At 49.0% G+C, this 14,212-nt stretch carries 12 protein-coding genes; 2 read left to right on the forward strand and 10 right to left on the reverse strand.

What is annotated here, in order from left to right:
• Positions 1-306: 306 nt before the first annotated feature.
• Both JUB14_RS01055 and JUB14_RS01060 read left to right on the forward strand, forming a co-directional pair.
• Positions 307-1,341 (forward strand): PorP/SprF family type IX secretion system membrane protein, encoded by a 1,035-nt coding sequence (locus JUB14_RS01055; protein WP_207503696.1) that lies wholly within the window; start codon positions 307-309, stop codon positions 1,339-1,341.
• A 121-nt stretch (positions 1,342-1,462) separates the two neighbouring features.
• Entirely contained in the window at positions 1,463-2,248 is a 786-nt protein-coding gene (locus tag JUB14_RS01060; RefSeq protein WP_207503698.1) for an NIPSNAP family protein, read from the forward strand.
• A gap of 80 nt (positions 2,249-2,328) precedes the next feature.
• On the opposite strand, the gene JUB14_RS01065 is transcribed toward JUB14_RS01060, so the two are convergent.
• The 10 genes from JUB14_RS01065 to JUB14_RS01110 all read right to left on the reverse strand — a co-directional run bounded on the left by JUB14_RS01065 (position 2,329) and on the right by JUB14_RS01110 (position 14,186).
• Positions 2,329-3,633 (reverse strand): Gfo/Idh/MocA family oxidoreductase, encoded by a 1,305-nt coding sequence (locus tag JUB14_RS01065; protein ID WP_207503700.1) that lies wholly within the window; start codon positions 3,631-3,633, stop codon positions 2,329-2,331.
• Positions 3,634-3,787: 154 nt separating this feature from the next.
• Positions 3,788-4,603, reverse strand: a complete 816-nt coding sequence (locus JUB14_RS01070; protein WP_207503702.1) for an ion transporter — start codon at positions 4,601-4,603, stop codon at positions 3,788-3,790.
• 119 nt (positions 4,604-4,722) lie between these two features.
• The gene (gene dxs, locus JUB14_RS01075; protein WP_207503704.1) at positions 4,723-6,651 is read right to left on the reverse strand and encodes a 1-deoxy-D-xylulose-5-phosphate synthase; all 1,929 of its coding nucleotides are present in this window, start codon (positions 6,649-6,651) and stop codon (positions 4,723-4,725) included.
• Between the two features lie 98 nt (positions 6,652-6,749).
• Entirely contained in the window at positions 6,750-7,664 is a 915-nt protein-coding gene (locus tag JUB14_RS01080) for a rhomboid family intramembrane serine protease (RefSeq protein WP_207503706.1), read from the reverse strand.
• Between the two features lie 3 nt (positions 7,665-7,667).
• Positions 7,668-8,453: a rhomboid family intramembrane serine protease gene (locus tag JUB14_RS01085; protein ID WP_207503708.1), complete on the reverse strand. Its 786-nt coding sequence runs from the start codon at positions 8,451-8,453 to the stop codon at positions 7,668-7,670.
• A gap of 62 nt (positions 8,454-8,515) precedes the next feature.
• The gene (gene mutL / locus JUB14_RS01090) at positions 8,516-10,408 is read right to left on the reverse strand and encodes a DNA mismatch repair endonuclease MutL (RefSeq protein ID WP_207503710.1); all 1,893 of its coding nucleotides are present in this window, start codon (positions 10,406-10,408) and stop codon (positions 8,516-8,518) included.
• A gap of 493 nt (positions 10,409-10,901) precedes the next feature.
• A complete protein-coding gene (locus JUB14_RS01095) occupies positions 10,902-11,198 on the reverse strand; it encodes a DUF6787 family protein (RefSeq protein ID WP_207503712.1) in 297 nt (98 codons plus the stop codon).
• Between the two features lie 7 nt (positions 11,199-11,205).
• Positions 11,206-11,937 (reverse strand): RluA family pseudouridine synthase, encoded by a 732-nt coding sequence (locus JUB14_RS01100; protein ID WP_207503714.1) that lies wholly within the window; start codon positions 11,935-11,937, stop codon positions 11,206-11,208.
• A 1-nt stretch (position 11,938) separates the two neighbouring features.
• Positions 11,939-12,757 (reverse strand): 3-methyl-2-oxobutanoate hydroxymethyltransferase, encoded by an 819-nt coding sequence (gene panB, locus JUB14_RS01105; protein ID WP_207503716.1) that lies wholly within the window; start codon positions 12,755-12,757, stop codon positions 11,939-11,941.
• 76 nt (positions 12,758-12,833) lie between these two features.
• On the reverse strand, positions 12,834-14,186 hold the full coding sequence (locus JUB14_RS01110) for a murein hydrolase activator EnvC family protein (RefSeq protein ID WP_207503718.1): 1,353 nt from the start codon (positions 14,184-14,186) through the stop codon (positions 12,834-12,836).
• Between the last annotated feature and the right edge of the window lie 26 nt (positions 14,187-14,212).

Here is a 14,212-nt window from a genome sequence, read left to right on the forward strand (position 1 = left end):
GCGAGGTTACCACACAAGAGCAGTCCAAAACATACAATCCAAAAAAAGTTGCTGTAAATATTATGTATCCACTTCATGTTTTCGTTACATACTCAAAACCACCTATCTATGAAACTGCTCTTTACGGGACTTCTGTTAATTTTAACGAAAATAAATTTTTAAAATTTTGTGAGGCGTTTGCACTATTGCTACCCCTTCTGAATCTTTAGTACGTAAAGTCAACCTAATTTGTGAATAATTTTTATAATTTTTGTCTAGATTGAAATTGCGGCAGATTAATTGTGGTGTTTATAGATTTTGAGCTTTATGATAAAGAGATTACTACTTCTAATAATATTGACCCTAAGTGTGCTGGAAGGTTGGAGTCAGGACCCGCAATTTTCTCAGTTTTACGCTAATCCGCTCTATCTGAACCCCGCTATGGCAGGTAGTGCACTGGCTCCGAGAGCTACCGTAAACTACCGGAATCAATGGCCGGCCCTGTCTGCCAACTTCGTAACCAGTTCGTTTGGGGCTGATTTGCATCTGGCCAGTATCAACAGTGGAGTAGGGGTGCTGGTAACCATGGATAGCCAGGGTATGGGTAATCTTAAGTCAACGGATGTAAGTGCTCTGTATTCATATCAGCTCCGGCTCAACGAAGAAACCTACGTACGCATGGGCTTACAAGGTACCTACGCTACCCGTACGCTCGACTACTTTGGGCTCACCTTTGGCGACCAGTATTCCAATCAGGGCTATACCGGTAATCCTACGGGAGAGCCCCTGCTTCAGAATGGTATACCGCAGGTATCCTACGCTGACTTCTCGTCCGGAGCCATTATGTACTCTGACTGGTACTGGGCGGGGCTATCTGTACACCACATGAATCGACCCAATCAGGCCTTTTCGGACCTGGAAATAGCACGACTGCCCATGAAGACCAGCTTTCACGCGGGCCTCCGGATCCCTTTTGCCGGTTATACCTACCTGGGCAATGAAATAGACCGTGAGAAAACCATCTCTCCGGCTATTATGTACAAATCCCAGGGCAAGTTTGACCAGTTTGATGCCGGACTTTACGTTACCTACGCTCCTATGGTATTTGGTGCCTGGTACCGGGGTATTCCGGTCAAGAAGTACGCTGAGAATATCAACAACCACGAATCTTTCATTGTTTTGGCCGGATTCCGGCAGGACAAGTTTTCTATTGGATATAGCTACGATGCTACTATCTCGACGCTGGGATTTGGCAGCGGTGGTGCCCATGAAATTTCACTGTCTTACCTGTTTGATGAATTGACGCCCAAGAGCAAGCGCTTCCGGCGTAAAGACAAGCAGCTATCCTGTCCCAAGTTCTGATGCTAGTCAGGCTGTAACCGGATAGAGTAATTCTGAAAAGTAACCTATTTTTGTATGAGTAAATAGAGGTACTGCGGTGCCTTCTATTTACTCATTTTTATTTATCATTTATCTCATCAATATGTTGAAGTATATTAGTTTATTCGCTGCTATTATTGCACTTTTCCAACTGAGTGCACCCGTCAGCGCTAGTGCTCCGAAGCGTGAGTTTTTTGAGATCCGGATCTATCATGTAACTGGTAAGGCTCAGGAGGAGCGTATGGAGAATTACCTTAAGAACGCTTACCTACCCGCTATGCACCGGGCCGGTATCAAAACCGTTGGAGTGTTCAAGCCTGTCGAGTCAGATACCACTTTCGGTAAGCGTATCTATGTGCTTACGCCCCTGAAGTCCCTGGATCAGCTGGCAAAGCTTCCGCAGACTCTTGATAAAGACAAAGAATACCAGACCGCGGGTAAAGATTACATTGATTCAGAATTTAAAGATCCTGCCTACGCGCGTTACGAAACGATTATTCTGCAAGCTTTCTCAGGTATGCCTCAGCTCCAGAAGCCGGCTCTAAACAGTCCCCGCAGCGAGCGCGTGTACGAACTTCGCAGCTACGAAAGTCCTTCGGAGAAGCGCTACCTCAACAAGGTAAAGATGTTCAATACGGGTGGCGAGATCGGGATCTTCAACAAGCTGGGCTTCAACGCTGTGTTTTACGGCGAAGTACTGTCGGGCCGTCGTATGCCTAACCTGATGTACATGACTACTTTTGCTAACAAAGCTTCTCGTGATGAGCACTGGAAGGCTTTCAGCAATGATCCTGACTGGGGTAAGCTGAAAGATGTAGCGGAGTACAAGGACAATATGAACAAGCTGGAAATGTTCTTCATGCGTCCCACTGAGTACTCAGATATCTAATATTGGGCTTAAGTAGATACCAAAAAGAGCGGGCTCCGGTACTTTACCGGAGCCCGCTCTTTTTGGTATCTACTTTCTGTTTATACTACATCCACCACGTAGGGGGCGCGGTACTTACGGGTAAGCATGGCGTTGGCCTCCTTATCGCCCACGAATTTCTCCGTCTTAGGGTCGAAGGTAAGGGCACGGCCGGTGCGGTAGGCGATGTTGCCCAGGTGAGCCAGACCTGATGACAGGTGAGCCGTTTCGACGGGACCGTTCAGTATAGACGAGTCACGGGCTACTACGGCGTCGATAAAGTTTTTGTAGTGGTCACCACCGGCTTTGCGGGTAGGGCCGGGCTTGCGTTCACGTCCCAGGAAGGTTTCGTAGAAGTCATAGCCTTTCACAACCATGTACCCTTCGCTGCCGTAAAATATATTTCCGATATCCACGCCGTCCTCCTTGTTTGTCATCCATGGACGTACCTCAAACTCGATGATCTTCTTTTCTTTAGGATAAATGTAAGTAGAGGATAGTACCTCAGGCGTTTCCTGACAGTCATCCCAGAGGAACTTACCACCCGCCGAAGTAATCTTCTCTGGGAAGGTATCTACGCCCAGTCCCCACATACACAGGTCCGTTTCGTGAATACCTTGGTTGCCAATATCGCCGTTGCCGTAGTTCCAGTTCCAGTGCCAGTTGTAGTGTACATAGTTGCGGGAGAATGGTTTCATCTCCGCTGGGCCTGTCCACAGGTCGTAGTTCAGGCCTTCGGGTACGGGCTCAGTACCCTTGTTACCGATATCCGGGCGCCACTTGTATACCAGGCCGCGCGCCATGTACACGTTACCAATCAGACCGTCGCGCAGGTGCTTTACGGCTTCTTTCATCGCCTCCGAACTACGTAGCTGCACGCCGTGCTGTACGATACGGTTATACTTCTTGGCGGCATCAATCATCTTGCGGCCTTCAGCAAAGTTATGCGAGCCGGGCTTCTCTACGTACACATCCTTACCGGCCTGGCAAGCCCAGATAGTAGCCAGCGCGTGCCAGTGGTTCGGAGTAGCAATGCTCACCACGTCGATGGATTTATCTTCCATAACCCGACGCAGATCCTGTTCGGTCTTGACCTTCTTACCTGATTTGGACTCAAATTCCTGTGCAGTCTTCTGCAGTACATTGTTATCCGGATCACAGAAAGTAGCCAGTTCTACGTTACTCAGATTAGAGTAGCCACTGATGTGGTTCTTCCCACGGCCATTGAGGCCCAGTACCGCTACCCGTACTTTATCATTGGCTCCAAAGGCACTGGCCGGAATAATGGTAGGAATAGTAAGAGCGGCGGCCGCTCCAGCGGTATTCTTAATGAAATCCCTCCGGGATAATTGGTCAAGCTGTTTCATAAGGCAACGGGGATAGGATAAAATAGTGAAGCTTTGTTCTATTTCTTATAAGACGACAACCCCGTGCTACTTACCTTATTCAGATGAAAAAACTTTAGATAGAATTACCGTCTGACCAACAGATGCTTACGATCGGGTAGCCATTGGATGGGTACTAGATGGAGATATCCTCGCCGCAGTGCGGGCACTTGGTGTGTTTTTCACCTCTTTTTTTGTTCTGGTTTACCTGTTCCATAAAACCTGACGCCAGTATACCCGTAGGCAGGCTGAACAGAGCTATACCCAGAAAGGCAATGAAGCCACCGAATATTTTACCCAACACCGTTATGGGGTACACATCTCCGTAACCAACGGTGGTCATGGTAACTACTCCCCACCAGAGTGAAGCCGGTATACTCGGAAAAGCCTCCGGCTGGGCAGGATGTTCGAGGTAGTAGATGATACTGGAAGCGAGTACCATCGAAAACAGTAGGAAGGTATAGCTAAGTATAAGCTCTTCCTTCGTATACTCCACGGCTTTTTTGATCATGTTCAGAGCCTTGGAGTACTTGCTCATTCGGTACAGCCGTACCAGTCGCATCACCCGCAGCATTCTGATCAATCCAAAATCGGTTATATACAGCGTCAGGTAGAAGGGAAGTATAGCCAGTAAGTCAACCAAAGCCCATAATGAAACCATGTACCTAAGCCGACCCCAGAGGGGGTGGTGGTACTTTTTGTTCTCTACGCAGGACCACACCCTAAGACCATACTCTACCGTAAATACCAGTACTGAGAATGTCTCAAATTCTTTGAAGAAGGCATCCAACTGGGGGTCATCCCTAAGCTCTGGAACCGAGCGCAGCATGATGGCTAAAGAGTTGAGGGCAATCAGGCCGATGATAAAGAGGTTAGCGCTGAAGCGGAGATTGCGATTACCGTGGGCATTTATGGCCAGAGCCTCATATACTTTCTTTCTGAGCGAGTGCATGTATCTGATGAATAGGCTGAATAGGATCTTCAAGGTACCATGTGCAAGGCATAAAGAAAAAGGGGAATCTGCTTTGAAGCAAATTCCCCTCTTATATAGAGAATGACAAAGTACTTGTTCTATACGCTTATACTATGTCCTACCATAGCACGTACGGCGTTAGCGATACCCTCGGGATCAAAGCCACACTCATGGTGCAGCTCTATCTGCTCACCGTGCTCTACAAGACGGTCCGGGATACCCAGTCGCTTGATGCGGGAGGTATAGTCGTGGTCGGTCATAAACTCTACTACCGCACTACCAAAACCACCCTGTAAGCAGCCGTCTTCTACCGTAATAACGCGATCAAACTTATTAAATACCTCGTGAAGCATCGCCTCGTCCAGCGGCTTTACAAAGCGCATATCATAATGAGCTACACTAAATCCTTCTTTGGCGAGCGTATCACATACCTCTACGGCATAGTTACCAATGTGGCCGATGGTCAGGATAGCGATGTCCTCGCCGTCCCGTACCTTACGTCCCTGACCAATCTGAACTTCTTCCAGCGGTGTACGCCACTGCGGCATTACACCCTGGCCTCGTGGATAGCGGATGGTGAAAGCCTGCGTACCTTTCTGTATCTTTTCAAGCTGGGCCGTATACATCAGATTACGTAGTTCCTGCTCGTTCATAGGGGCAGCTACAATCATGTTCGGAATGCAGCGCATATACGCTATATCGTAGGCACCGTGGTGCGTAGCACCGTCAGCTCCCGCAAAACCAGCCCGGTCAAGGCAGAAGATAACGGGCAGCTCCTGGATACATACATCATGGATCACCTGGTCGTAAGCGCGTTGCATGAAGGTCGAGTAGATATTACAGTACACTACCTCGCCACGCGTAGCCATACCCGCCGAGAATGTCACCGCGTGCTGCTCGGCTATACCCACGTCAAAAGCGCGCTCAGGCATGGCTTTCATCATGATATTCATAGATGAGCCAGAGGGCATGGCGGGGGTTACGCCTACTATGCGGGGATTCTGCTCAGCCAGCTCCACCAGGGTATGTCCAAAAACATCCTGGTACTTGGGGGGCTGAGGGGTATCATATATCTTCTTCTGGATTTCGCCGGTTACCTTATCGAATAGTCCCGGTGCGTGCCACTTGGTCTGGTCTTTTTCGGCGGGGCCGTAGCCTTTGCCTTTAACCGTGATACAATGCAGGATTTTAGGTCCGGGTATATCTTTCAGATCATTCAGTACAGCGGTCAGATGGTCAATATCATGGCCGTCAATGGGGCCAAAGTAGCGTAGTCCCAATGACTCAAAGAGGTTGCTTTGGCGGAGCAGAGCGCTTTTCATCGCGGTCTCTACCTTGGATACAATCTCCTGAGCGCTCTTACCGAAGGTACTCATCTTGCCCAGCAGGTTCCATACCTCATCGCGTACCTTATTGTAAGTATGTGAGGTGGTAATATCCGTCAGGTACTCTTTCAGGGCTCCCACGTTGGGGTCAATGGCCATGCAGTTATCGTTCAGGATAATCAGCAGGTTAGAGTCCGTAGAGCCGGCGTGGTTCATCCCCTCAAAGGCGAGCCCGGCGGTCATGGAGCCGTCGCCAATTACGGCTATGTGCTGGCGCTGGTGGTTTTTCTCTAATGAAGAAGCAACGGCCATACCCAACGCGGCTGAAATGGACGTAGACGAATGCCCTACACCAAAGGTATCATAAAGGCTCTCTTTACGCTTAGGGAAGCCCGACAGGCCTCCATAGATACGGTTGGTCTTGAAGTTATCTCTCCGGCCGGTCAGGATCTTGTGTCCGTAGGCCTGGTGCCCCACGTCCCAGACCAGTTGGTCGTCGGGGGTGTTGAAGATATAATGTAGAGCAACGGTGAGTTCAACTACTCCCAGACTGGCGCCAAAGTGCCCACCATAGACTGAAACATTGTCAATGATATATTGTCGAAGTTCATTACAAACCTGGGGTAGTTGGGTACGGTCCAGCTTACGTAAATCTTCGGGGGAGTCAATACCAGCCAGTAATTTTCCAGGCGTAATGAGCATACCTCTTAATAATTGGTTGTCAATTGTGTTGATTTAACTATTGGTTGACAAAAAGTGTTCAAAGTTAAAAAGAAACCAGATGGTGAGGTACCTCTTCGTCACTTTTGTTGACTGGCTCTGAATAATTTCTGCTTCTCTTCCTTGGTCAGACTCTCGTAACCTGACTTGGAAATCTTGTCTAAAATAGTGTCTATTTCGTCCTGATCGGGCATGTCTACCGATGAGGCTGTAGGAGCTGACGAGTAAATAGTAGTACTGCGGTATACCTGCTTCTCCCGGTACGTAACGCGCATCGGAGCTCTCCTTCTGAACAAGCGCTGCCAGGCACCCATCACCGTGTACACCGGCTGCCCCAGGTCAGTACCATTCTGCAGGAGTTTTATAAATGCATAACCCAGCAAAGCGCCCCCCAGGTGCGCCAGATTACCACCCGCGTTGGGACCGATGGACTGCGCCAGGGAAAGTATGATATAGAAAAAGGCAATGTACTTGATACGGATCGGTCCAATAAAAAGCAGGTTAAATGTATAGTTGGGCAGTAGGGTTGAGGCACCTACGGCCACCGAAAAAGCCGCCGCTGAAGCTCCCAGCATACGCGAACCTACTACCTGAGCCTGAAAGTAGGGAAGCAGGTTATAGATAGCCATATAAATAAGGCCACCGGTAATTCCTCCCAGAATATACAGAGCGACCAGCCTACGGGCCCCCAGGTATTCATCTACCAGTCGTCCGAACCAGTAGAGGAAGAGCATATTAAAAAGAATGTGGAAAAAGTCTTCGTGGGTGAAGAAATACGTAATGATGGTCCAGGGCTTATAGATAAACTCGGCGGGCGATGCGGGAAGCCGGAGCATATCGATCAGCCACAGGTATACATTAGAAGACTGCCCCAGCGTAAAGATGACCTTCACCAGCAGCAACGACAAAAAGACTACCCCATTGATAAGGATAATCTTGATCAGGACATTGTCTGATTTGGCAAATTCTCTCCGGAAATCGTCAAAAACACTCATCGCTCAATAAAAGTTTTTACTTCGGGTATTCCAGTACCTCAACAGTATATAAGCGAACACCATACCCCCGATGTGGGCAAAGTGAGCGACATTATCAGATTGAACGTTCTGTATCCCTGCATATAACTCATAAAGTCCATAAAAAGCTACAAAATATTTCGCTTTGACTGGGAACGGGAAAAATAAGAGGAAAATTTCGGTATTTGGGAATAATAATCCAAATGCCATCAAAATTCCGAATATGGCTCCCGAAGCCCCTACCATTGGAATATTGACTTGTGTCTGATAAAGGCTCTGTACAAAGTTGACACTATCCTGAACATAACTCCGGTTATCGGGGCTTTCTTCAAACTTGTTCAAGAAGTCAAGGTTCGCCTGGTAGTAATCCTTGGCGTGCTTGCTCATGAAGTCAACCAGCCCTTCGGGTGTTGGATACTCTACATACGTCTGTACGGCCTCTCTCAGTTGTGACATCTCATAAAATCCAATGACTGAGAAGAGCAAACCGGCTCCTATGCCGGTAAAAAAATAAAAGAAAACAAACCGTTTTGGGCCCCACATTCGCTCCAGCAACGGACCAAACATGAATAACCCGAACATATTCCCGAATAAATGCCCCAATCCACCGTGCAGAAACATATAGGATACAAACTGGTACGGCAGGAACGATGGCGACAGGAATGAGTACAAGGCAAACCCCGGCGTCAGGTTGATAATATAAGAATCTATTATAAAAAATACAATATTCAGTATCAGTAAATTACGGACGACCGGAGTGAGCGATAACATGAATTTTTAAAACAATAGTAAATACTATATTAGTAACTGTTTCTGGTTTGATTTCGTTTAGATTACCCCTTAAACAACGCACTGAGCTTGTCCAGAGTAAGCATAACGATAATTGGGTCACCACCTGGTGTCCGGTTAGGGTCAGAGGAGGCAAAAAGCTGGTCAATAAGGGTGTTGATCTCGAGCAGAGACAGCTTCACCGCGTACCGGGCCGAGAAGCGCCTGGCCAGCGATCGGGACAGGCTATCAGGCTTATCGAGCTTGAGGTCCGAGTAGCTCTGCTTAAGCTGCTCGATGAGTTCTTCAAAGAGGTCCTGCTCGCTTTCGTCCGGCAGGTCAGCCGGAATCCCCCGAACTATTAGTTCATGGGGACCAATTTCGTCAAATTCAAAGCCCAGGCTACGGATTTCGTTCTTAGTCTCGGCTACCAGCTGCATATCTGCGGGGGTTAGCCGTACTGTCTTAGGGAACAGCAGTTGCTGGCAGGCACCATTGCGCTTTGTCAGCATCTGGCGGTACCGCTCGTACAGGATGCGCTCATAGGCCGCTTTCTGATCAATAAGCATAACTCCCTCCTTGACCTGCGAAAGAATGTACCGGTTGTGCAGCTGAAACAGAACGGCATCGCCGTCGGGAGCCGAGATGGTTTCAGAGGCAAGACGGTTGACCTTGCTGGCTACGGTCATGGCCTGCTGCTTGTAGGAAGGTCGGGAGGCTACCGGCGAATCCAGTTCTATGGCCGCCTGCTGCTCTTCCTCCTCCGATGTTTTCAGTCCCTCAAATAACTTGTTCCAGTTGGTCAGGTTGCTGCGCTGCCGCTCCGAACCATTTTCCTTGGGCTGTGCGGCCCAGTCTGGCTGCACAGGACGTGGAGCCGATGTGGGTGCCGGGGAATTCTTGGAAGTTATGCGGGGTACCAGGAAATTGACATTATCCTCGAAGTCGATGGGAGGTGTCATGTTATACACCCCTACTGCTTTCTTAACGGCAGCCATGATGATGGCGTAGACGGAGCGCTCATCGTCAAACTTAATTTCCGTTTTGGTAGGATGAATGTTGATATCTATGTGAGAAGGATCTATCTCGATAAAGAGCACGTAGAAGGGGTGACTCCCTTCGGGTATAGTACCGTCGTAGGCGCTGATGATAGCATGATGCAGGTAGCTATGCTTGATATAGCGCTCGTTGACGAAGAAAAACTGCTCTCCACGGGTCTTACGGGCAAACTCGGGCTTACCGATGTAGCCACGTACACTGATATAAGAGGTTTCTTCCTGACAAAAAGCCAGCTGCTCGCGGTAATTCTTGCCGAACATGTCTACGATGCGGCGTACCAGCTTACCGGGGTAGAGATTAAATATCTCGACGTCGTTGTGATACAGCGAAAAGCCAACTTCCGGGTGGGCCAGTGCTATCCGCTGGAACTCGTCAAGTATGTGCCGCATCTCTACCGAGTTGGATTTTAAGAAATTACGGCGGGCGGGAACGTTAAAAAACAGATTTTTAACCAGGAGATTAGTACCCGGCAGCGTAGCCACTGACTCCTGAAGCTTTACATCCGAGCCTTCAATCCGAATCAAGGTACCTATTTCATCGTCGGCGCGGCGGGTACGGATTTCTACCTGGGCTACCGCCGCGATGGAAGCCAGCGCCTCACCCCTGAAGCCCATAGTCCGGATACGAAACAGGTCGTCAGAAGTCTTTATTTTAGACGTAGCATGGCGTTCAAAACACATGCGGGCGTCGGTTTCGGACATGCCGTCACCGTCGTCGATGATCTGGATGAGGGTCTTGCCTGCATCCCTGATTATAACCTGTATATTATGGGCATGAGCGTCTACGGCGTTCTCCAGTAGTTCTTTAACAACGGAAGCCGGCCGTTGTACTACCTCTCCCGCCGCGATCTGATTGGCAATCGAATCGGGTAGTAACTGTATTATATTAGAGGTAGTCATGATACAGATAATCAAAGAGGATTGGTTAGGTTAACAAATTAACAACAATATTTTGTAAGGTGATAGTATCTTTTTCTGAGTAGGTATCATCAAACGCAAGAAAGATTTGTTATATAAAGAAACAGGTTTTATTTTTGATTAAATGGAGAACGATGTGGACTTCTAGTATAACAATGTGTGAGTGTTTCAGCGTTGATGATTAAAATGTTAATACTATAAACTGCCAGTAGATGAAGACGCCCGGTTCAAAGAAATTTAATTTTTCCATGGCACTGCAGTGGTTTGTTTTTCTGCCGATTATACTGCCGTTATGTGTTGTTTTTGGCGCCGTACAGGGTATCATAAGTACGGTAGAGAAAATGGCACAGCGCATGTGGCTGGACATGGAATTATAGCCCTCCCTCTTCTGGGCAGGGTCTATAGTGGAGTGTGAGAATGAGGAGGAGCTATGCAGAGAGCTTTCCCCGAAGGAAATCAACGGATGAAGTAGACGCTATCGTCTGAATATTCCGGCCATACGGTCCAACATTCTCTTCTCGAATTGCCAGAAAAATTCAAACTTTCCGAATAGCCATCCCCAAGCAAGCAACACCACCTGGTACAGGGGCAGGATCACCAGAATGTTGGCCGTCCAGCGTAGCCAGGTAGCCGCATCAGTAAGGCCTACCCAGTCAAAGAGCGCCCGCTTGATGTACATGATCGAAAAGCCGGTGCAGGCAAATACCAGTAATATGATGGCTACATCCCACCCGCTTTGGACATTCCAACGCTGTTTGAGCTTTTCCCACATAGCGCTACTATTCGTATAGGAAGTCCATGTTGTCGTCCTTGATCTCTTCGTCGTCCAGCGTGAGGAACTCTTCCCAGAAAGGATTTGAGGGAACACCAGCCCGGCAAATAATGGGCTCCTTCTTGACCGGATGAACAAAGTACAGGCGGCGTGCATGCAGGTTAATGCTTCCATCCGTATTAGGTCTGGGATAACCATACTTAAGATCACCCCGGATCGGGCTGTTCATACTCGCTAATTGTACCCTGATCTGGTGCGGACGTCCTGTAATAGGTGTTACCTCCAGCAAATAATATTTATTGATTTCACCCAGTACCCGATACGAAAGCTCGGCGCGTTGAGTACCGGGAGCTTCATAGTCATAGGCCGTGGTTACGTTCTTTGCCTCATCTTTGCTGAGCCAGTGTACCAGCTTGCCCTTCGACTGGGGCGGCCGTTCGCGGACTACTGCCCAATAGATCTTCTGTACATCGCGCTTGCGGAACAGTTCATTCATCCGTTCCAGCGCTTTGGACGTACGGGCAAATACGACCAGTCCACTAACGGGGCGGTCCAGCCGGTGTACTGTACCCAGAAATACTGCTCCGGGTTTGTTATATTTTTCGGCTATGTAATCCTTCACCATGTCCAGCAGGCACTTATCGCCGGTGGCATCGCCCTGCACCAGTATACCCGGCTCTTTATTAACGACGATAAGGTGATTGTCTTCGTATATAACCTGAAAAGGATATTTTGCCATATCAGTAAGATTCTTTTTCGTTGGGGAAAGACCGTCCTTTGACATCTCCCACATAATTCGTAATTGCATCGTGCATGATCGTGCTAAGATCCGCATAGTGACGCAGGAAGCGCGGCTTGAACTCTTTGTTGATACCCAGCATATCGTGCAGTACCAGGATCTGACCATCGGCATGAGGGCCGGCACCAATACCGATGGTAGGAATAGTGAGGCTTTCTGAAACCTGTTTGGTCAGTGTTGAAGGTATTTTTTCCAGCACTACCGAAAAGCAACCGGTCTCTTCGAGCATGAGGGCGTCTTCCAGGAGCTTCTGAGCTTCGGCTTCAGCCTTTGCCCGCACCGAATACGTTCCGAATTTATAAATCGATTGTGGCGTCAGCCCCAGGTGCCCCATGACAGGTACACCGGCGCTCAGGATACGAACTACCGAGTCTTTAATTTCAAGGCCACCTTCCATCTTCACGGCATGGGCTCCCGACTCTTTCATAATCCGAATGGCCGAGCGCAGAGCCTCCTCCGAGTTACCCTGATAGGAACCGAAGGGCAGGTCTACCACCACCAGAGCCCGCTTCACGGCCCGTACTACCGAAGCAGCGTGGTAGATCATCTGATCCAGGGTGATGGGAAGCGTCGTTTCGTGTCCCGCCATTACGTTAGAGGCAGAGTCTCCCACCAGGATCAATTCTACCCCGGCGGCGTCTACAATACTGGCCAGCGAGTAGTCATAAGCGGTCAGACACGATATCTTTTCACCCCGGTTTTTCATTTCCTGGATGATGTGTGTCGTTACGCGCTTTATATCAGGATGATGTACAGACATGAATAGCTGTTTGAAATTTGGTTTAAAGCTAAAAAGCTTTTGAATTTTTATTGCAGGTACTTAGCTAAAAGAACCTTTACCGCCTCAGGAGCCACTGCTCAGGGTTGAGGCGGGTTGTATTTTTCCAGATCTGAAACTGTAGCTCCGAAGTACCATCGCTATCGCTGGCTACGGTACCTATGGGGTCACGGGCTTTCACCTTCTGACCAGTCCGCACGGATACGTTTTGCATCTTGGCGTATACGGTCATGTAGTCTCCGTGCTGTATGGCTACTACGTTACCCATGCCAGGCATATCCGTTACGTCCAGGACCACGCCATCGTAGACCGCTTTTACTGACTCACCATTGCTGGTCTGAATATCTATACCCAGATTATCTACCATCACCCCTTTCAGTACCGGGTGTGCTTTGCGTCCGAAGTGATCCGACACAAAGCCTTTGACCGGCCAGGGCAGGCGTGCCCGCGATGCTGTAAACGAAGACGCCAGTGCTACCTCCTCGTTGGTCATACCTCCGGAGTTAGCAGGTTCGGCGGCTTTTTCGGCGGGCCTCTCTTCGGCTACAACTGCCGGTGTCTCACCATTTTTAGCTGCTCTTTCGCGCTCGGCCTTTTCACGGGCCAGACGTTCCCGTTCGGCCCGCTCACGTGCTTCCCGTTCCCGGCGCTCGCGCTCAGCCCGCTCGCGCATCTCACGCTCCACCAGGCGACGGATCGTCGACTCCAGCTGGTTGGCAGCACGACGGTTGGCGGCCAGTTCGGTACGTAGCTGTGATTCCTTCTGTGATAGTTCCTTTACAACGGCGTCCTGCTGTACCTTTAGGGTTTCAAGCTTTTTGGCTTCGCCGACGCGAGTCGTCAGTACTTTTTGCTGCTGCTGCTTCTTTGAGGTAATTCGTTCACGCTTCTGAGCCAGTTGCTGCTGTAGCTCCTCCATTTGCTTCACCTGCTCCTGTCGGGTATCAGTATACTGCTTCAGGTACTTGTAACGTAGTACAAACTGATTAAATGTAGAAGCCGAAAACAGGAAGACCAACTGGTTGAGGTACGCATTACGCTTTGATGCTTCATAGATCATATGACCGTACTCTTTTTTGAGCTTGGCCAGATCACCATTCAGCTCCTGACGGGCTTTTTCCAGATTACGAAGTTCGCTATCCAGAATCTGCAGGTCGTCCGATAACAGGTCTATCTGTTTCTTTTGGGTATTGATCTGTTGGTTTAGCGCGCGTAGCTGCCCTACACTTACTTTCTTCTGAGAAGATGTTTCCTGCAGAATCCCCTGTATCTCTTTCATCTTATCCTGGTTCTCACGCTTTTCACGCTCGAGTTGCTGCCGGCTTTTCTGGGCATACGCCCCGATGCTGCTGATGGCCGTCAGGAGCAGGACTAAGAGTAAACCACGATGTAAAGTACTTTGAAAACGCATGTTACTATTTTTAAAGGAGCACGCAT

It is taken from the genome of Telluribacter humicola (assembly GCF_017355935.1).
Lineage (GTDB): Bacteria > Bacteroidota > Bacteroidia > Cytophagales > Spirosomataceae > Telluribacter > Telluribacter humicola.